The organism is Corynebacterium tuberculostearicum (assembly GCF_013408445.1).
In the GTDB taxonomy this organism is placed as follows: Bacteria; Actinomycetota; Actinomycetes; order Mycobacteriales; family Mycobacteriaceae; genus Corynebacterium; species Corynebacterium tuberculostearicum.
On sequence record NZ_JACBZL010000001.1, the window covers coordinates 1152590 to 1172097 of the forward strand.

Annotated in this window: 19 protein-coding genes; 9 read left to right on the forward strand and 10 right to left on the reverse strand. The window is 63.4% G+C overall.

The features are described 5' to 3' along the window. The first annotated feature begins 139 nt into the window (after positions 1 to 139). A complete protein-coding gene (gene brnQ, locus BJ985_RS05440) occupies positions 140 to 1540 on the forward strand; it encodes a branched-chain amino acid transport system II carrier protein (RefSeq protein WP_179386843.1) in 1401 nt (466 codons plus the stop codon). 195 nt (positions 1541 to 1735) lie between these two features. Continuing rightward, a complete protein-coding gene (locus BJ985_RS05445; RefSeq protein WP_179386844.1) occupies positions 1736 to 2755 on the forward strand; it encodes an LLM class flavin-dependent oxidoreductase in 1020 nt (339 codons plus the stop codon). Here the strand turns inward: BJ985_RS05445 and BJ985_RS05450 are convergent. Further along, positions 2752 to 3288 carry a hypothetical protein gene (locus BJ985_RS05450; RefSeq protein WP_179386845.1) on the reverse strand — a complete coding sequence of 179 codons (537 nt, stop codon included), beginning with the start codon at positions 3286 to 3288 and terminating at the stop codon, positions 2752 to 2754. The genes BJ985_RS05445 and BJ985_RS05450 overlap by 4 nt on opposite strands. A gap of 200 nt (positions 3289 to 3488) precedes the next feature. Here BJ985_RS05450 and BJ985_RS05455 point away from each other — a divergent pair, with 200 nt between their 5' ends. From BJ985_RS05455 to BJ985_RS05480, 6 genes are all read left to right on the forward strand, one after another. After that, positions 3489 to 4253 (forward strand): GntR family transcriptional regulator, encoded by a 765-nt coding sequence (locus tag BJ985_RS05455; RefSeq protein ID WP_179386846.1) that lies wholly within the window; start codon positions 3489 to 3491, stop codon positions 4251 to 4253. Between the two features lie 39 nt (positions 4254 to 4292). Then, complete coding sequence (locus tag BJ985_RS05460) at positions 4293 to 5873, forward strand: ABC transporter substrate-binding protein (RefSeq protein ID WP_179386847.1); 1581 nt, start codon at positions 4293 to 4295, stop codon at positions 5871 to 5873. Next, positions 5870 to 6838, forward strand: coding sequence for an ABC transporter permease (locus tag BJ985_RS05465; protein ID WP_179386848.1), 969 nt, complete (start codon positions 5870 to 5872; stop codon positions 6836 to 6838). The genes BJ985_RS05460 and BJ985_RS05465 overlap by 4 nt, the downstream gene beginning before the upstream one ends. Then, positions 6838 to 7659 (forward strand): ABC transporter permease, encoded by an 822-nt coding sequence (locus BJ985_RS05470; RefSeq protein WP_179386849.1) that lies wholly within the window; start codon positions 6838 to 6840, stop codon positions 7657 to 7659. The genes BJ985_RS05465 and BJ985_RS05470 overlap by 1 nt, the downstream gene beginning before the upstream one ends. Continuing rightward, positions 7656 to 9113, forward strand: a complete 1458-nt coding sequence (locus BJ985_RS05475) for an ATP-binding cassette domain-containing protein (protein ID WP_179386850.1) — start codon at positions 7656 to 7658, stop codon at positions 9111 to 9113. The genes BJ985_RS05470 and BJ985_RS05475 overlap by 4 nt, the downstream gene beginning before the upstream one ends. 67 nt (positions 9114 to 9180) lie before the next feature. After that, positions 9181 to 10872: an FUSC family protein gene (locus BJ985_RS05480; protein WP_179386851.1), complete on the forward strand. Its 1692-nt coding sequence runs from the start codon at positions 9181 to 9183 to the stop codon at positions 10870 to 10872. On the opposite strand, the gene thpR is transcribed toward BJ985_RS05480, so the two are convergent. From thpR to BJ985_RS05490, 3 genes are all read right to left on the reverse strand, one after another. Then, the gene (gene thpR, locus BJ985_RS05485; protein WP_179386852.1) at positions 10869 to 11411 is read right to left on the reverse strand and encodes an RNA 2',3'-cyclic phosphodiesterase; all 543 of its coding nucleotides are present in this window, start codon (positions 11409 to 11411) and stop codon (positions 10869 to 10871) included. The two genes, BJ985_RS05480 and thpR, sit on opposite strands and share 4 nt — an antisense overlap. 3 nt (positions 11412 to 11414) lie before the next feature. Further along, the gene (locus BJ985_RS11710; protein ID WP_255342548.1) at positions 11415 to 11537 is read right to left on the reverse strand and encodes a hypothetical protein; all 123 of its coding nucleotides are present in this window, start codon (positions 11535 to 11537) and stop codon (positions 11415 to 11417) included. Positions 11538 to 11622: 85 nt separating this feature from the next. Further along, positions 11623 to 13005, reverse strand: coding sequence for a YeeE/YedE thiosulfate transporter family protein (locus BJ985_RS05490; RefSeq protein ID WP_179386853.1), 1383 nt, complete (start codon positions 13003 to 13005; stop codon positions 11623 to 11625). Between the two features lie 173 nt (positions 13006 to 13178). On the opposite strand from BJ985_RS05490, the gene BJ985_RS05495 reads away from it, so the two are divergent. Further along, entirely contained in the window at positions 13179 to 13559 is a 381-nt protein-coding gene (locus BJ985_RS05495) for a hypothetical protein (RefSeq protein WP_023020971.1), read from the forward strand. Positions 13560 to 13583: 24 nt separating this feature from the next. On the opposite strand, the gene BJ985_RS05500 is transcribed toward BJ985_RS05495, so the two are convergent. The 6 genes from BJ985_RS05500 to BJ985_RS05525 all read right to left on the reverse strand — a co-directional run bounded on the left by BJ985_RS05500 (position 13584) and on the right by BJ985_RS05525 (position 19448). Then, the gene (locus tag BJ985_RS05500; protein ID WP_179386854.1) at positions 13584 to 14237 is read right to left on the reverse strand and encodes a response regulator; all 654 of its coding nucleotides are present in this window, start codon (positions 14235 to 14237) and stop codon (positions 13584 to 13586) included. Further along, complete coding sequence (locus BJ985_RS05505) at positions 14234 to 15445, reverse strand: sensor histidine kinase (RefSeq protein WP_179386855.1); 1212 nt, start codon at positions 15443 to 15445, stop codon at positions 14234 to 14236. Before BJ985_RS05505 ends, BJ985_RS05500 begins: the two co-directional genes overlap by 4 nt. 66 nt (positions 15446 to 15511) lie before the next feature. Beyond that, positions 15512 to 16177 (reverse strand): response regulator, encoded by a 666-nt coding sequence (locus BJ985_RS05510; protein WP_179386856.1) that lies wholly within the window; start codon positions 16175 to 16177, stop codon positions 15512 to 15514. After that, a complete protein-coding gene (locus BJ985_RS05515) occupies positions 16174 to 16785 on the reverse strand; it encodes a hypothetical protein (protein ID WP_179386857.1) in 612 nt (203 codons plus the stop codon). The genes BJ985_RS05510 and BJ985_RS05515 overlap by 4 nt, the downstream gene beginning before the upstream one ends. Next, positions 16782 to 18029: a sensor histidine kinase gene (locus BJ985_RS05520; RefSeq protein ID WP_179386858.1), complete on the reverse strand. Its 1248-nt coding sequence runs from the start codon at positions 18027 to 18029 to the stop codon at positions 16782 to 16784. The genes BJ985_RS05515 and BJ985_RS05520 overlap by 4 nt, the downstream gene beginning before the upstream one ends. 42 nt (positions 18030 to 18071) lie before the next feature. Beyond that, positions 18072 to 19448 carry a M20 metallopeptidase family protein gene (locus BJ985_RS05525; RefSeq protein ID WP_005326385.1) on the reverse strand — a complete coding sequence of 459 codons (1377 nt, stop codon included), beginning with the start codon at positions 19446 to 19448 and terminating at the stop codon, positions 18072 to 18074. Positions 19449 to 19508 lie beyond the last annotated feature (60 nt).

Consider the following 19508-nt stretch of genomic DNA (forward strand, 5'->3'; position numbering starts at 1 on the left):
GCGGTAATGTCCCATTACACGAACAGGCGTGACCCGCCACCTCGGACCACGAAGAGGTACCCCACCTCCGCCACCACCCTCGGCGGAATGGGGAAGCTTCCTCGCATTCTAGCTGTACATGGAAAATTAAGGAGCCACAATGGCTACCCCAGTTGCGTCAAGCACCTCTAAGCCCGGCGCCACCATCGTAATCGCGTCGCTGATGCTGTTTTCGATGTTCTTCGGCGCCGGCAACCTCATCTTCCCGCCCATGGTGGGCGTTTCGGCCGGCACCAACTTTTGGCCCGCCGTCCTCGGCTTCCTGGCCGCCGGCGTGCTCCTTCCGGTCCTAGCTATTGTTGCCGTTGCCATTTCTGGCCGCTCCGTGCGCGATTTGAGCTCCAACGGCGGCGCCCTCTTCGGCCTGGTCTTTTCCGTGATGGCCTACCTGGCCATCGGTGCTTTCTACGCCCTGCCGCGTACCGGCGCCGTGTCCATGGAAACCGCCATCACCCCGCTTCTGGGCTGGGAAGGAACGATGGCCAATGGCATCTTCAATATCGTCTTCTTCCTTATCGCTTTAGTGCTGGCCTGGAGCCCAAATACCATCATCGATACCTTGGGCAAGTTCCTTACCCCAGCCCTGGTAGCGCTGCTGATTGTCCTTATCACTTTGGCCGCTTTTAGCAACGGCCGCGATCCCCAGACCCCTACTGAGGATTATTCTTCTTCCCCCATGGTCACCGGCCTGTTCGAGGGCTATAACACCATGGACGCGATTGCCGGCTTGGCCTTTTCCATCGTGATTGTCGGCTCTTTGCGCTCCAAGGGCTTTAAGACCAAGAAGTCCTTGGTTAACGGCACCATCACCGCCGCGCTCATTGCGGGCTTTTTGCTGGCCGCAATCTACCTGGGCTTGGCCTGGGTGGGCCAAACTATCCCTAATGGCCAGTCCTATGAGTCGGGAGCGCCCCTGCTTGCCGACGCCGCCAATCTCACCATGGGCACCATCGGCCAGGCCGTCTTCTCTGCCATCGTCATCCTGGCCTGCATGACCACCGCGGTGGGCCTTATCACCTCCACGTCGGCCTTCTTTGAGATGCTCATGCCCAAGGTCAAGTACCACGTATGGGCGTGCCTGTTTACCGCGCTGTCCATCCTCTTTGCCTTCCAGGGCCTGGATACGGTTCTGTCTATCGCGGTTCCGTTCATCACCTTCTTGTACCCACCCGCTATCTCCCTGATCGCCCTCACCCTGATCCAGCCGGTGGTAAAGAAGTCCGTCGTCTTTTACTGGACCTACCGCCTGGCGCTGTGGGTATCGGTGCTGTGGTCGGCTCTGTCCGTCATCGCCGCCCAGGGCTGGGGCGCCGACACACTCGATCCCCTCTTGAGCCTGGCGCCCGGCCAGTCCGTGGACTTGGGCTGGATTGTTCCTACCGCTATCGCGGCAGTTATCGGCCTCGTTGTCGATATCGCCACCAAGGCCGGCGAGAAGCACGCCGCCGCCAACCGACAAGCGGAAGAACCGGCCGAGGCTGAGGCCCTCGCCGGGGCTTAGTACCCTTCTCCTGCTTCACTCCCCTCCCTCTCCGCACTGCATCGCAGCGCCGAGGCGGAGGGGAGTTTTCTGTGTGCCTACCGTTCTCCACTCCACACTGCCGTATCGCCCCCGACCGGAATAGTCGAGCGGCGCGTACCGTTGGAAGGAGAGAACTTATAGAGCACCTACCGAAGCAAAGGAAGGCCCTCCACCGTGACCGAACGCGCGCATCTTTCCGTCTTGGACTTCTGCACCATCTATGAGGGCGAAACTCCAGCACAGTCCATCGCCCGCTCCGTGCAATTGGCACAGGAAGCAGAGAAACTGGGCTACTCCCGCATGTGGTACACCGAGCACCACAATATGAAGTCCATCATGTCCTCTTCCCCGGCCGTGCTCATCGCCCACATCGGTGCGAAGACCGAGCGCATCCGCTTGGGCTCCGGCGGCGTGATGCTGCCCAACCACTCCCCTTATGTCATCGCCGAGCAATTCGGCACCTTGGAGGAAATGTACCCCGAGCGCATTGACTTGGGCGTGGGCCGCGCCCCCGGCACGGACATGAATACCCTGGGCCGCGCGCTGCGCCGCGACGCCCACTCTGCCGAGCGCTTCCCCGAGGACGTCAAGGAGCTCAACTCCTACCTCGAGGGCAAGTCCTATATCCCTGGAGTCAGCGCCATTCCAGGCGCGAATACCAACGTGCCTATCTATATTTTGGGCTCGTCCATGTTCGGCGCCTCGCTGGCCGCCAAGCTCGGTCTGCCTTATGCCTTTGCCTCCCACTTCGCCCCGCAGCACCTCGAGCAGGCCACCACCTACTACTGCGAGCACTTCCAGCCTTCCGAGCGCTTTAGCAAGCCCTATGTCATTGCCGGCGTCAACGTCACTGCCGCCGATACCACCCAAGAGGCACAGGAAGAATACGAGCGCGTGTGCTTCAATCGCGTCAAGGCCTTCGCCGGCCGCGGCAAGCACCTCACCGACGAGCAGGTAGAGCAGATCATCGGCTCGTACCAGGGCCAGCAGATCCTCGACATGTTGAAGTACTCCGCCGTCGGCACCGCCGATGAGGTGGCCGCCTACCTCGATACCTTCCAAGAGCACGCCAAGGCCGATGAGCTCATGGTCTCTCTGCAGTCCAGCTCGCACGAAGAAGTAATCAAGAATATGCAGCTGCTCGCGCAGGGCTGGCAGCTCGATCCGGCACGCGTAGCCGGCACCCCGAGCTAGTCTTCGGCCCGCACCTGGCCCAAGTGGTCAATGGGAACGCCGGGGAACCGCTCCCGGAGCTTTCCCTCGAGTTCCCGCGGGCCCAGGTTCGCCTGCTCCGGCAGGCGGGCCGAATACCGTTGGGCCTCGTCCAAGGTAGAAACGCGCACCCCGCCTGGAATCAGGGCAAGGAAATTCTGATCCGGCCCGAGCGAATAGAACTGCACGCGCTCTAGCTCAGAGGCGGCGAAACTGGTCCGCTGGTGGGGCAAGGAAATCTCCTCGCCGATCCGCAGCACCGGACGTGCCCGGCGCCGCCCGGAGGCCACCACCGCCAGCATGGCGCACAGCGCCCCGCCTAGGGGCATGAGCGCGGCAATGAGATAAACGGAATGCAGGCGCGAATCGGCCGGTTCCTGCAACGCCGAGTAAATAAGCACCCCACCGATAACCAGCAGCGCGACGGCGATGATGACCGCCACCGCTATCGCCTTGCCCAGGCGCGCGCTGCCGCTAGCCGCGCGTACTTCAATCGTTTCGGTGCTCTCGTCCACGGTCACATAGCCTAGCGTGCTCGCCTAGCATCTCGGTGCTGGTCGGACGGCGCGTGACTTATTATTTGAACGCCTTTACCCGGGCAACGCGTTGTTTCTCCGTGACGCTGTTGCATTAGCGCGCCTTTGCAAAATGGAATAGCATTACTGTGTTTCGCTCCGCTGGGAAAGGCCCCGGAGAAACTAAGGACAAAGGTTGAATGAGCCCACGCGATAAACAGCAGCATCAGAAGATCGCTTATTACCTGCGAGAACAGATCAGCTCCGGCGTGCTGCAACCAGGCGATTTCCTGCCTAGTGAAGCAGATTTGTGCGAGAAGTTTTCTTCCTCCCGCGGACCCGTGCGCCAAGCCGTTGCGGCTTTGCGGGCCGAAGGGCTAGTGTCCTCAGGCCGCGGGCGCCGCTCCACCGTTTTGGCCTCGACCCAGGCAGAGCTTTTTGAATCGATTTACTCCATTTCCAGCTGGCTGAGCGAATATGACGTGGATCCGCAGCAGCACACCCTGTGGCTGGCTCGCCGCCGCGCGCCGCGAGACATCACCCGCTTTCTGCGCGTAGACCCAGAACAAAATGTCGTCTTTGTCCACCGCGTACGCTATACCGAAGACCACCCCATTGCCATCGAGCGCATGTATTTCCCCATGGTGGTGGGAAAGCACATCCTGGACTTCGATGCAGATGCCGGATCCATTCATGCGCACCTGCGCGATTGCGGCGTGGACTTTGATAATGTGCGCCGCGAACTCACGTTGGAAGAAGCCAATGCGGAGGACGCTGAAGCGCTTGGCGTGGCTACGGGTACCCCGCTGTGGCGGCTGCAGATGGAGATTTCCAACCACTCCGGCGAACCCGTGGAATTGGCAGTCTACCTTTACCGCGCGGACCGCATGAAGCTGGCGATGAATAGCGTGCGCGGGGGTGTATCACCCCTAGAAGTTATCCCCACTCCGGGAAATTTTGCATAATTTTCACGGCAGCTATTCCCACCTGCTACCCTGCTTTCTATGAGAAGATTTCGCGCCAGTAGGGCGCTGGGCAGCCTCGCCATGGCGGCCGCTGTAGGAACCCTCTCGGCGTGTTCCGCGGGCCATACCGCGGTGGTCGATACCACCCAGGCAGGCAGCGACACCGCACCTTCTGCCCTCACCGTGGCTTCCACCTCTGCCGCCACCTCGCTGGATTTCACCACCACCGGTGGCGCCGCCATCCCCGCCGTGCTTATGGACAACGTGTACGAGACCCTCGTGCGCATCGATGAGGACGGCTCCATTACCCCAGGGCTTGCCACTTCGTGGGATATCAGCGATGATGCCCGCACCTATACTTTCCACCTGCGCAAGGGCGTCACCTTTTCCAATGGCGATGCCTTTAACGCTGAGACCGCCGCCTTTTCCATTAACTACGTGCGCGAGAAGTGGACTAACGGCATCGCCGCCGCCATGGATCCGGTAGACACGGCCACGGCAGTAGACGATCACACGCTCAAGGTGCGCCTCAATCAGCCGTCCAATGGCTGGCTGTGGTCCATGGGTACGGCCACCGGCGCGATGATGACGCCACACGGCATGGATAACCTCGCCGCCCAGCCGGTGGGAACCGGCCCCTATGAGGTTTCCCGCTTTGCCCCCTCGGAATTCGTAGAGCTGCACGTTCGCGACGGTTATTGGGGAAAGCCCGCCGCACAGGATGTCACGGTGCGCTATTTCCCGGATACCATCTCCTCGGTCAATGCGCTGCAGGCCGGCGGCGTGGACGTGGTCTGGGGCGTGCAGAACCCGGAGCTTCTTGATGACGTCAAAGAGGGCATCGCTACCGAGGTCGGCACCACCAATGGTGAGGTGCTGTTGTCTATGAATAATGCCCGCGCGCCTTTTAACGATCCACGGGTGCGCCAGGCCGTGGCCTATGCCGTGGACCGCTCGGCGGCCAATGACATTTTGTGGAATGGGATGGCTAAAGACACCGGCGGCGCGCCGATCCCGCCTACGGATCCGTGGTTCGAGGACAAGCACTACTACGACTACGACCCAGACAAGGCCCGCCAACTGCTCACGGAGGCCGGCGCGGAAGGCGCCGAAATTACACTGACCACGCCGACGCTGCCCTACGCCCAGACCGTCGCCGAGCTGCTGTACTCGCAGCTTACTGAGGTTGGTTTTAAGGTGACGCTGGAATCCGCCGAATTCCCGGCCGTGTGGCTAGGCCAGGTGATGGGGGCTAAGGACTATCAGATGTCGCTCATTTCCCACGTGGAGCCGCGCGATGTGCCTACCTTGTTCGGCGATCCGGATTATTACCTCAACTACGATTCCCCACGCACCCGTGAGCTTTTGGACCAGGCCGATTCCGCACCCGAGAAGGACTACCCCAAACTCATGGCACAGGCCGTGGACCAGATCATGGCGGATGCGGGCGCGCTGACGCTCATGAATATGCCCAATATCGTGCTCACCCGCGCCGGCGTGAGCGGATTGCATCCGGATCAGGTCACTAACGCGCTCATCCTGCGCGACCTGACCTCTGCCGACGCGGACGCGGGCGCCAAAACCACCGCCGCAGAAAACACCGGAAAGGAGGCCCGATGAGTTCCCTTCGCACCACGGGGCGCGCCATCGTGCGCCCGTTGCTGCGCTTCGCGTTGACGCTCTTTATAGCCTCCATCATCATTTTTGCGCTCATGCGCGCGGTGCCGGGCAACCCGGCGCGGGTGGCGCTGGGGGTGAATGCGACCGAAGAGGCCGTCGGCAAGCTGAGCTCCGAGTTGGGGCTGGACCGCCCGCTGCTGACGCAGTATTGGGAGTGGGTAAAAGGCCTATTTACCGGCAATTTTGGGCAGTCTTTGTCCTCGCAGCAGGATATTACGCCGCTGGTATTGGACCGCGCCCAGGTCTCGCTCATCCTCATTGGCCTGGCGATGCTGCTTGCGCTGGCCGGGGCTATCCCGGTGGGCATGTGGCTGGCACTGCGCAACCGTACCCGCGGCGCGGATGTGGTTTCGGCCGGCACGCAGCTGGGCATTGCGGTGCCAAGCTTCCTCCTCGGCATCATTCTGGTGGCTATCTTTGCCGTCCATCTGGGCTGGCTGCCCGCCAATGGTTGGGTGCCGCCCAACCAGGGCGCGGGCGAGTTTATTCGCCACCTCATCTTGCCGGTCATTGCACTGGCCCTGGTGCAAGGCGCAATGCTGACGCGCTACGTGCGCTCGGCGGTGCTTGATGTACTGAATCAAGACTATATCCGCACCGCCCGTGCGCTCGGCCAGTCCCCGTGGGAGGCACTAAAGCGCCATGGCCTGCGCAATGCGGCGCTACCGGTGCTCACCGTGGCCGGCGTGCAGCTGACCACGATGGTCGTGGGTGCCGTGGTGATCGAATCCGTCTTTGTCATCCCCGGTATTGGTTCCATGCTCTTGGACGCGGTATCGGTGCGCGATCTGACCACGGTGCAAACCCTGGTCATGCTGCTCGTCGCCTTCGCCTTGGTGGTTAATGCCTTAACGGATGTGGCCTACCGATTCATCGATCCGCGCATCACGGCAGGTGAGAAGTAATGAAGCTGCGTTTTTCTGGCTGGCTGGGCGCCTTCCTCGTTGCCGCCACGGTGCTGGTGGCGCTACTTTCGCTGGTGTGGACCCCCTATGACCCGACGCTGGCGCACCCGGATGTGCGCCTTGCCGGTCCCAGCGCCGAGCACCTCCTGGGCACGGACCGCTTTGGGCGCGATACCGCCTCCCGCATCATGGCGGGCGCCCAGATTACGGTCTTCGTCGGGCTCATTGCGGTGGGCATCGCCGCCCTCGTGGGAGTGCCCTTGGGCATCCTCGCCGGCATGCGCCGCGGCACATGGGTAGATGCCCTGGTAATGCGCGGCGCGGATCTGTTGCTTGCCTTCCCCGCGCTGCTGCTGGCGATTATTGCCGGCGCGGTGTGGGGCCCTTCGACGCTGACGGCCATGGTTGCCATCGGCATCGCCGGCATTCCCTCCTTCGCCCGCGTGGCGCGTTCGGGCACGCTGCAGGTTATCACGCAGGACTTTATTTCCTCCGCGCGCATTTCCGCGGTGCCGGGCTGGAAGGTGGCGCTGCGCCATATCCTTCCCAACCTCACCGGGCTGCTCATCGTGCAGGCCTCCGTCTACTTCGCGCTCGCCATCCTGGCCGAGGCCGGCCTTTCTTACCTCGGCCTGGGCACTGCCCCGCCGGCAGCCTCTTGGGGCCGCATGCTGCAAGATTCCCAGTCGCTGCTGGGCACCGCTCCCCTGCAGGCCTTCTGGCCGGGGCTGGCCATTGCTGCAACGGTGCTGGGCTTTAACCTGCTTGGCGACGCCCTCCGTGACCTCCTCGATCCCCGCCTGAAAGGATCCGCGCGATGAGCCTGCTCCACGTAGATGACCTGACGGTTACCGCCACCGGGTCCACCACTGCCCTGCTAGGCCCCATTAACATCGAGCTCGCGGCCGGCGAGAAGCTCGGCATCATTGGTGAATCCGGCTCCGGCAAGTCCCTCACGGCGCTATCCATCATGGGCCTTCTGCCCGGTGGGGTGCGAACGAGCGGCTCCGTGACCGTGGACGGGACCGAGGTGATCGGCGCGCGCGATGCCCGCATCCGCCCCCTGCGCGGGTCCACCATGGCGATGGTCTTCCAAGAGCCGATGAGCGCGCTGGATCCGCTCATGCGCATAGGCACGCAGCTCTCCCAGGCCGGGGTGCGCGATTGCGCGGCCGCGCTCGACGAGGTGGACCTAGCCGCCGATGTTGCCTCCCGGTTTCCGCATCAGCTCTCCGGCGGGCAGCGCCAGCGCGTGCTCATCGCCATGGCCATGGCCGGGCGCCCCGACCTCCTCATCTGCGATGAACCAACCACCGCGCTGGATGCCACCACCCAAGATGGCGTGCTGCGCGTTATCGAGCGGGTGACCAAGGCCCACGGCACCGCTCTGATCTTTATCACCCATGACCTGGGCGTTATTCGCCGCATGTGCCCCAACGTCCTAGTCATGCACCAGGGCGCGGTGGTGGAATCCGGTCCCACCGAGCGCGTGCTTGTCCACCCCGAGCATCCCTATACCCGCACGCTCATCGCCTCCTCGCGGCCGCCGGAGCTGAGCCTTTCTCCTGCCACGGCGGAGGAGGATGCGCTGGTGACGCTACGCGGGGTCAGCAAGGTCCACGCCGCACATACCGCACTGGATGGCATCGACCTGCGCGTGCACCACGGCGAGCGCCTCGGCATCGTGGGCGGCTCCGGCTCGGGCAAGACCAGCCTGCTCAAGCTCATCGCCGGGCTCGACCAGCCCACGAGCGGTGACATCGACGTCCGCGGCCGCGTGCAGATGGCCTTCCAAGACCCGCAGGGCTCGCTTAACCCGCGGCTGAAAGTCTGGAAATCCATCGCAGAGGCCATCCCCGGCAGTCCCAGCAAGGCCGACAAGCGCGCTCGCGCCGCGGCCGCGCTTGAGGAGGTCGGCCTGCCGGCCGAGAGCCTCGATCGCTTCCCGCACGAGTTCTCCGGTGGCCAGCGCCAACGCATTTCCATCGCCCGCGCACTGTGCGGCGAGCCGGATATCTTGCTGGCCGATGAAGCCGTCTCTGCCCTCGATATGTCGGTGCGCGCCCAGGTGCTGGAGCTTTTGGCGGGGGTCATCGCCAAGCGCAAGCTGACCCTGCTCTTTGTCACCCACGATCTCGCGGTGGTGCGCCACCTATGCGATAGCGTCGCGGTCCTGGACCGCGGCCGGCTCATCGAGCACGGAGCGACCGACTCCGTATGGTCCTCGCCCAGCACGGACTACACGCGCCGGCTCATCGCGGCCGCCGACATGTAAAGCGGGTGGCTTCGGGCGTAAGGTAGTCGGGTCAGATAACTCCGCCGAGAAAGGATCCTGCTGCTCCGTGGCCACCCAGCTTGACTATCCCATCCCGCAGCGCCCCAGCACCACCCAGTTACTCACCGCGTTTAATAGCGCCTCGGTGCGCTGGCCCAGTGCCCTGCGCGCGGGCTTGGCGATTCTCATTCCCGGCGCCATCGCGCTGCTGACCGGCCACGACTACGCCATCCTGCTCATTTCCACCGGCGCGTTCACCGTCATCTTTGGCGAGGGCCACCCTTATCGCACCCGCCCCCGCGTCATGCTCACCGCCGGCACCGCACTCATTACCGTCGCGGCCGTGGGCGTGCTAGTAGGCCACCTCATCTTTGCGCCTGGCCACGGCCATTGGTGGCTGCTGCTGGCAGGCTTATACACCACGGCATTGGCCGCCGTGTGCGGCTTTGCCCAAAATGCCCTGCGCTTGCCGCCGCCGGGCACCTTCTTCTTGGTCATGGTTGGCGGCGGTTCGGTGATGCTTGCGCGCACCGATGTCACCGTGGGCCAGCTGCTCTTTTGGGCGCTGACCGGCATGATAGCCAGCCTCGTGCTCGGCATGGCGCCGGCGCTTATTGACTCCCACGGCCCCGAGCGCCGCGCGGTCACCGCACTGGAAAAGGCCGCGGCCGCATTCAAAGATGACCGCGACGATTCCTTGGCCCGCCACCACCAGGCGCAGACCGCGCTCTTTGCTGCCTGGCAGGCGCTTTCCGACGCCCACATCATCCGCGGCGGCCGCATCATCGACTCCCAGGGCGCCCACCTAGTAGAGCGCACCCTCGCGGCGCAGCACACCATCGTGGCGCATAATCGCGCCTTGGATTTGGGCGCCGATTCGGATCAGCTCACCGATAATGTCACCGACGTCGATCCGGATCGCACCGCCATCCCGCACACCCGCCCCACCGGCCGCTACCGCCTGTATCGCGCCGCGGTCCGGGATTCGCACGCCATGGTCACCACCCAAAAGATTGTCCTTTCCGCGGCCATTACCGTGCTGGTGGGCCTTACCCTCGGCTTCGACCGCCCGGACTGGGGCGTGGTCTCTGCCTTCCTCATGCTGCAATGGGGACCGGATCACGTGCCAGGCACCGTCCGCGGCATCCACCGCATGCTCGGCTCCGTCGTCGGCGTACTGCTGTTTTCTATCCTCCATTACTTTGGCATTCAAGGGTGGACGCTCCTGCTCGCGCTGGCCGCGTGCCAATTCTGCGCCGAAATCTTCGTGGCCAAGAACTACGCCATCTGCGTTATCTTCTCCACCCCGCTCGCCCTCCTCATGGGCAATTCCGCCACCCGTCCCCTGTGGCCGACCATCCAGGCCCGCTGCGGCGAAATCATCTTGTCCATCCTCATCGCCACCGCGGTGCTATGGCTGTGGCAGCGCAGCGCCCCCGTGCGCAATCAGGCTCGCCTGCAGGTCCGCGCGATGGAGTCCATGGCTACCCTGCTCGGCCTGCTCTTTGTCAATACCCCAGATGCCGTACTGTCCGCCCGCCGCGACCTGCAATACGAGCTGCTTTCAGAGCGCCGCGCCATCCAGTCCCTCGCCGTGGATAACCCCGATGCCGTGCGCCGATTCTGGGCCCGCCACATTGCCGTTCAGCATGCCGGCTACTTCCTGCTAGATTTCTGCACCACCCACCCGGACCGCACCGCCACCCGCGCGGAGCTTGATTCCCTCGTCCGCGAAATCCGCACCGCACGCGCCGCTTAAAACAGCGAGTACTCCTCTATAACTTCGTAGCGTGGGCCACCGCCGCGGCCCTCGCCGAGGTGCGATTGCATCAGGCACACTCGGTCCGCGCGAAATTCCGGCCCCCGATACACCGATAAAGCACGCACATAATCCGCTAGCGCCCACGGCTCGCGGGTGCGCCGGCCGGCACGCGCAACGGTGAGGTGGGGGCGGTGGTGGTTAAAGGGGACGTCGGCAAGCTGGCACTGCGCCATCAACTCCCGCACACCGCGCGCCTGCCCGCCGACGCCCACCCATAGCGTGCGCTGCTCAAAGCTCCCCGCCCCGCTCAGGTGCACATCCAACGCCGCGCGCCCAGCCACCGCGTGGGCTAGGTGCTCGCGCACCGCCGCGGCATCATTGGGCTGATCGCCATAAAAGGCCATGGTCATATGCCAATTATCCGGATCCGTCCAGCGCAGCTCGTTGGTGGTTGCCGCGTGGATGGGCCGCAGCGTATGCACCAAATGCTCGCGCGCGGCGGCCGAGGGCAATAGTGCAGCAAAGACGCGGATCATGGCCTAGCTGGCATAGACGTTGAGGCGCAGTTCCGCGTCCAGCAGGTGTTCTTCCTCGCGCTCAAAGACGGCGAAGGCATGCAAAATATCCGCAACAGCGGTGGAATTATCATCAAACTCGGGCATGCGATAACTTCTTTCAAACCACAAAGGAGGCACAAGAATCACGCTCGATTCTTCTGCCTCCACATAGTAGCTGACAATGATGTAATTAGCCGCCCTTGACCACCGTGACCTGCCAGCCAGCATCCCCCGAGCGATGGAAATCACGAATCTCATGGCCCTCATCAGCCGCCCACTGCGGAATGGATTCGGTGGCCTGGGTGCAGTCGAAGTCAATAACCAGTGCCTCGCCAGTCTCCAGCTCCGCCATGACCTGCTTGGCCTCGATCAACGGGAACGGGCACACCGCGCCGAGGGTATCGAGCGCATAGCGCCCGCCGCCCAGCGCGCGGGCCTTGTCCTTCGCCTGCGGCTTAGTCTTGAGCGCTACCGCCCCGGTGGCAGTGGCAAAGCTCGGCAGCACCTTATCCTCGGCGGAGACCACCGAGTTATCCACGGATTCCTCGGTGGAGTAGGTCTGCGGCTGCTGCGGCTCACTCTTGGGTTTCAGCCACAGACGCGCGCCCGCACCCACGCCTAGCGCCATAAAGAATAGCGATACCCAGCCCTGGAAGCTAAACAGGGAGGTCTCCACCATGCCATTGCCCACGGTGCAGCCGCCGGCCAGCGACGCGCCTACGCCCATCATGATGCCGCCCCAAATAGCGCGGGTCGCGGTCTGTGCATCTGGCACGCGCACACGGAACTCACCAGCGGACTTGGCGGCGATAAAAGCGCCCACCAGCAGGCCGATACCCAACAGGGTGCCCCAGTTCATGCGCGCGGAATCGCCGGTGGCGGTCCAGCGGACGATGTCCGCGGTCGGCGTTGTGATACCGAGGCCGCCGTTGCGGCCAGCGTTGGCCGAAAGCACAAAGCCCACCGTGCCGATGATGCCCACAGCAACCGCCGCGATATTCATGTTCAGCGGCTTGGCGTACCACGGCTGGCCCAGGTCCACCTTCGGGCGGCCGGCGTCCTTGGCGCGGTAGTGGCGCCACAGCAGGAAGGTCACGACCCACAAGACCGCCACCAGGATCCACGGTGAAATGTGCAGCGCGCCATGGATGGTGGTGACCGGGAGGCTCCACTGCTTGAACCAATCATTGGCGCCAGACAGCGGGCCGGACTTCATGGCCGCGGCCGAAAGCCCATAAAACAGCAGCGCAATCCACGAGCCGACCAAGCCCTCGGCCGAGCGGTACCACGTGCCGGAGGCGCAACCGCCGGACAAGATAATGCCGAGGCCAAAGATGAAGCCGCCCACGATGACGGCTACCGGCTTAAAATCACTAATCTCCGGCGAAAGCACGCCCGTGCCTGTCAACAGAGTCAGGCCAAAGGCATGCACCGAAATCAAAATGAGCAGGGCGGTAAAGCCGCGCCAGGTCTTGTTGAGGAAAATATCGCGCAGCATACCGGTTACGCAGAAGCGCCCGCGCTGCAACACAGCACCGAAGGCGATGCCTGTGAGAAGTCCGGTAATACTCACACTGTCTCCTTGCATCGAGTCAAGGGTTTCAGACTACGCCCTCTAAGACAGAATTGTCTATAATTGACGTACAACCCGGTTTTAAGGTGGCAGATTTCCGCGTTTCCGTCGGCCTTCCCTATGCCACCTCAGGCGCCCCAGCCGCTCCGGGCACAATTAAGGAGAATTAACCTATGGGAATCCCAGACGACGTTGTCCTCGATGGTTATACCCTCATTGAGCAACACGCAATCGACCACGAGTTCCTGCTGCGCGGCTCTCCGCTGGGCACCGAAACTCCCCTCCTATTCGCCCTGACCATTGCGGGCGTACTGCTGGTTGCGGCGAGCTTCTTCCTCCGCGGAGGCAGCCGCGTCGCCGCCGGCTTGGTGGGCGCCATCCTGGCGCTAACCAAGCTGTGGTGGATGCCCTTCGCGCTATGGCAGCAGTTCGATGACGGCCAAGTATTCGGCTACACGCTCAAGTACTTCCCGCAGTACTGGCCGGTGGCGTCCCTTATCGTCGGCGTCATCGCGCTGGTGGGCCTAGCCTCCGCCATTTTCCGCCGGCCTTAGTTGCCCAGGCCAGCCCAGCCGCGACTAGCCGCCGAGCACCGCAATTGCGATGTGTACCCGGTTGGTGCCATCGATCTTGGCCAGGATGTGCTTCATGTGCGTCTTGACCGTGGTCAGGGAGATGAATAGCTGCTCGGCAATCTCGGCGTTGCTCAGTCCTTGGGCCACCAGCTGGGCGATTTCATTTTCGCGCTCGCTCAGCTCGGCCAGCCCGCTGGGCTGAATCATCTCTTGTTCCGGCTGCGGCGGCGTGGCCGCCAGCCCCACCAGGTTTTCTAGCACCTTCGGGCTGAGCTGTTGCTGGCCTTGGGCCGCCGCTCTTACCGACGCCACCAGCGCCTCCGGCGCCGTTGTCTTCAACAAAAAGCCCACCGCCCCAGCGCGCAGGGCGTGCAGGATGAATTCGTCGGTATCAAAGGCGGTGAGCATCACCACCGGGATTTCGCGCGCGCCGGCGAGCGAGTGCAGCTGCGCTGTCGCCTCGATGCCGTCCATGACCGGCATGCGAATATCCATCAGCACCACGTCCGGCTCCTCGGCCAGGATGAGCTCCACTCCCTCCTTGCCGTTTCCGGCCTCGCCGATGACGCTGATGCCCGGCGCGCCTTCCAAGATCATGCGCAGGCCGTGGCGCAGCAGCGGCTCATCATCGACGAGAACTACACGAATCTCACTCACTGTACTTCCTTCCTGGGCAGGCGCAGCGTCCACGAGAAACGTCCTTCCTCGTCCTTTACCCGCAGCGATCCGCCCACCACACTAGCGCGCTCGCGCATGCCGACGATCCCGTACCCGCCACTGTTTCCACTCCCCTTCTTCTCGGCCCGGGTGACGGGGTTGGACATGGTGATAGACAGGGCGTCGGCAAGCGCGGCGATAGTGATGGTCACCGGCTCGCCCGGCGCGTGCTTGCGGGCGTTGGTCAGGCCCTCCTGCACCGCGCGGTTGAGCGCGTGGCCACCCATGGTGCTAAGCTCCGCCAGCGACTGCGGCCCCGTGCCCTGCTGGTAGCGCACCTCCACGTACATGCCTGCCCGGCGGGAGCGCTCCACCAGCGATTCCACGCCCTCGCGTGGGTCAATGCGCCCCTCACTGCGCAGCGAGTGCAAAGCCTCGCGCAGGTCCCCCACGGCGGCCTCGGCTTCATCGCGAATCGTGCGCGCAGATTTCCGCGTCTCTTCCGGATCCAAGTCCTTGCGGTAGGCCAGCCCGCCGGCATAGACCGCAATCATGCTCAGCCGATGCGAGAGCGTATCGTGCATATCCCGCGCAATCCGGTCGCGCTCCTCCTGCCGCGCAAAGTTTTCCCGCGTGGCCATTTCCTCATGCGTGAGCTCCGCCTGCGCCTGCAGCGCAATCGTGCGCTCTTTTTGGTTCGAGCGAACCAGCCCAACAACCAGTACGACCAGCGCCGGGATAAGCGGGCTGCCGTAATAACCCATCTGAAACGGAATATTTGCACCTTTAGCACCGGAAAAATCAGTGTCGACTAGTTTCGAGGCCACCATGGCCGTGCATACCAGCGCGATCCACAACCGGCTGCGGCGCGAGGCCGCAGAAAACGCCGCTATCATTACCGAAGGACGGTACTCAGCAATCGTCACCGTCGCCGAAATAATGGTTGCGGCTACCAACGCACTGCGCGGGCCGGGCTGCGTGCTGCGCGGGTCACGCTCTCGGGCGGCATGGCGCAAGGCGAAAGGCAGAAGCATCCAGGTGCCGACCATCACCGCGGCCGTAACAAGCATGCGATTTACTGAGGCATCAGTATCCGCTAGTCGCATCAACGAGACCAGCACGTCGCCGACGACAACAATTACTGCGATGAGAATTTTCTGCCACAGCGGGCGCTTAAGCATCTCGTCGGATTTTCGGAACAACTTCATAACGCGCACCAGTCTAAGCCGACCCGCCGCCAGCGCGGTATCCCCCGCAGGGAGGATTCTCCGAGCTTAGCCACGCGCCTCTAAGACCATAATGGCGATGTGCACGCGGCTCGTGCCGCCGATCTTTTTCAAAATGTGCTGCATATGGGACTTTACCGTGGCCATGGACACCACGAGCCGGTCGGCAATCTCCTGGTTATTCAAGCCTTGCGCCACCAGCTCGGCGATTTCTCTCTCGCGAGAGCTAAGCCTACCTAAGTGGTTGCGGGCGGTACGGGTGTGGTGCGAATGGGCGTCGGAAAGCGCGGGGCCTTGCATGCCTACCAGCTTGTCGACGACCTGCGGGCTCAACAGCGGCTGCCCCGCCGCGGCCGCACGCACGGCCGCCATGAGCGATTCCGGCGGCGTCGACTTCAACAGGAACCCAGCCGCCCCGGCACGCAGAGCCCGCAGGATGAAAGAATCGGTATCGAAGGCCGTGAGCATGATGATCGGCACTGCGTGAACGGACAGAATCTTCTCCACGGCCGCGATGCCATTCATGACCGGCATGCGAATATCCATTAACACCACATCGGGCTGCGCATCGAGGACGGTAGCCACCGCGTCCCGGCCATTGCTCGCCTCGGCCACGACCTCAATATCGGGCGCATTAGACAACAGCAGGCGCAGGCCGCTGCGGACCAGGTCCTCGTCATCAACGAGCACTACTCGCAGGGCATCGGCCATCATGCTCCCTTTCCTACTGGTTGATTCCACCGCGCGCGCCACAACTGCGATGCGATGGGCGTATACGCCACAGTAACCGCTACCACTGCCGCGAGCGCTATCGGCACGATTCCCACGTGGCCTGCCACTACGCCATTGAGGAACGAGGGCACGAGAATATCGTTTAGCTTTTCGAAGATTCTGGGGAAAAATTCGATGACTAGTGTGGCCGCGATGAATGTCAGCGCAGCCTGCAGGAGCAACGTCCATAGGCTTACCCGATGCAGCCGCTTATCGACGTCCGGCTTCCCCACCGCCGCAAACAGCACCCTCGCGCCTTGCCCGCGAAACTCCGGCACGACATAACCGCGGCGCTCCACCAGCTCGATGCGGTCTGCGTCTTTGGGCGCGTTATCGTCGCTGTGCCCGCGCAGGAATTCCAGGCTATAGGCCGAGTCATCGGTATCGGTATAGCTGAGCTTGCGCGAGGTTCCGTTGACGGTCGAGGTAAAAAGACTGCGCTTAAAGTCTAAGTATTTTCCCGTCCACCCCTCGCGGGCCGTGGTTTCTTCTAGGTCGATGCGCATGAGCCCGTATTCGGGATGGCGCAGTTGCCAGCTCATCTCGCTCATCGTGTGGCCTCCTTGTGCGCTAGCGGTAGCTGGATCCTCCATCTGAATTCCTCGCCTTCGTTTCCTTCCGGACTTCCCTGGTCAGCCGCGATGCTCATGCGCCCGCCGGAAAGCTCCACACGCTCGCGCAGTCCCACTAGACCGTAGCCACCTGTGGTGTCCGCGCCATTGCCCGTTTCGGTTCCTGCCTTCTCGCGCGGGACTGGGTTTCGCATCTCGATGTCTACCGCGCCGGCCGCCTCGCGCACCGTGATACTTACCGGCTGACCGGGCGCGTGCTTGCGTGCGTTCGTCAGGCCCTCTTGTACTGCGCGGTGCACGGCGTGCTGCGCCATCGTGGATAGTCCGGCGAAAACGTCCGGGTCGGTACCGTCCGCGTAGGCCACCGTTACCTCTGCGCCGGCCTCCCGTGCGCTCGCGACCAGCTCCTCGACACCGGTGCGCGGGTCCTGGGAAAGGTCTTCGCGCAAGGCGCTTAAGACGGTGCGCAAATCTTCCACCGCGTTTTGGGCTTCAGCGCGGATGGTGCGCGCAGCCTCCGTAAACTCCTCCGGCACACCCTCGCGCGGATAGCTCAGCGCTCCCGCATGAATAGCCACAAGGCTCAACCGATGCGAAAGCGAATCGTGCATATCCCGCGCGATGCTTTCGCGCTCCTCTCGCCGCGCATGCTCCACCTTGGCGCGCATCTCTTCGCGGTTCATCCGGGCTTGCTGTTCCACCCGCCACCGCTTTTCGCGCTGGTTGCCGCGCTTTTGGCCTGCAAGCAAGCCCGCGACCATCACGACCACGACGAAGATGGCCCCAACCCATCCGATCTCGTCCCAACTTAGGTACGGGTTAAAGCTAGTATCTATCGCAAACGCCAGTACAAAGCATGCCACCGCGACCACCGAGCGCGTGGTCGAGCGCCGCGAGACCATGGAAATAAAAGCCACAACTCCGCTGACCGCGCCGAAATAGGAACTAGACCCCAGCAGTACGATGCAACCGGCGATGAAGCTGCGGGTGGAGCCGGCATAGTCGACGTCGGAAAGCTCGCGCGGCTGGTGCTCCAGGGCAAAGGGCAGGGCGATAATACCCAGCACGCCCACCGCAAACCCGGTGCAGATATAGGGCCCGTACTCCTCAAATGTCGGCGAGTACTCCTCAATATCGAGGTTCATCAGCACCATGCCGACGAGCCAATTCGCCACCGCGCAGGCGGCAACAATGCCCGCCGTACTCCACTTCGTTCTGACCATGGCCCCAAGCTTAAGCCCGCGGCCATAGTCCCTAGGGATGATTTATTTCTGCACCCCGGCCGCATCGCGCATGGCCTTCGTCTGCGCGGACGGATGCTCGTTCTCGGTAGCGAGGCGCTCAAACGCCACGGCCGCCAGCGCGGCGGCCTGCATGCCGAGTACGGAATCATCAAAGCGCATCATCGGCGAGTGATTCCACTCGCGCTGATTTTCGGGCTTTTCCGGATTGGCCGTGCCCATCCACATAAACGTGCCCGGCACCTGGGAGAGGACGTAGCCGAAGTCCTCGGAGGCCATCATCGGGGCGTCGAAAGGCTGGACGTTCTCGGCGCCAAACATCTGGCCCCACAAGGTGGCGGCGAATTGGTTCTCGCGCGCATTGGTCTTGGTGGTCGGGTACAAAATCTCGAAATCCACCTGCGCGGTGCAGCGGTGCGAGGCAGCGACGGAGCTGGAGACCTCCGTAATCATCTGCCGCACGGCGTCGATCTTTTCATCGCGCAGCACGCGCACCGTCGCGCCCAAAGCCGCGCGCTCCGGGATGGCGTTATACGCGCCGTCGCCCGCCCACAGGTTGGTCACGGTAATCACGATGGGCTCCAGCGCATCAAAACGGCGGGTCAGCGCGGTCTGCAGCGACATCTGAATCTCCGCCAGCGCCGCCACCGGGTCGATGGCATCGTGCGGGCGGGAACCGTGCCCGCCCTTGCCCAACACCGTGATGGTCAGGTTGGAGGAGCTGGCCATCATCGGGCCTGGCACATAGTGGAAGGTGCCGCGATCCTGCGGGCCGACGTGCAGGCCGTAGGCGGCAATGGGGCGTCGGCCAGCGGCGTCGAGCACGCCCTCCTCAATCATCGGCAGCGCGCCGCCCGGGCCTTCCTCGCCGGGCTGGAACATGAAGGTGACATCGCCGTGCAACTCCTCGCGGTGCTCGCACAGAATCCGCGCCGCGCCCACCAGGCCGGCGGTGTGCAAGTCGTGGCCGCAGGCGTGCATGTACCCATTCGTCGACGCGAACGGGCTGCCGGTCTGCTCGCGCACCTCCAAGGCGTCCATGTCCGCGCGCAAAAGCACCGACACCGGCCGCTCGCCGCGCTGGCCGCCGCGCAGCACAGCCACCACCGAGCTCAAATCCTGGCCCACGTGTATCTCCAGCGGCAGGCCCTCCAGCGCTTCTAGGACCTTCTTCTGCGTGCGCGGTAGGTCCAGGCCGATTTCCGGGTTGCGGTGCAGGTCGCGGCGGAAATTCTGCAGCTCCTCGAGCATGCCCTCGCCCATTTCCTGGAATACCTCGGTGGCTACCCGCTCACCAATGCGCGCCCGCGTCACCGGCAGGGGCGGCAGCTGCTGGGCCTGGCGCGGGGCGGCCAGGCGGCCGGGGTTGGTGGGGCGAATTCGCTTGGTCGGGTCAGTCATGGGGAGCTCCTTTTCTCGCTTTCCTATTCGAGGGTACCGCAGGTTATCCACAGGGCGCCG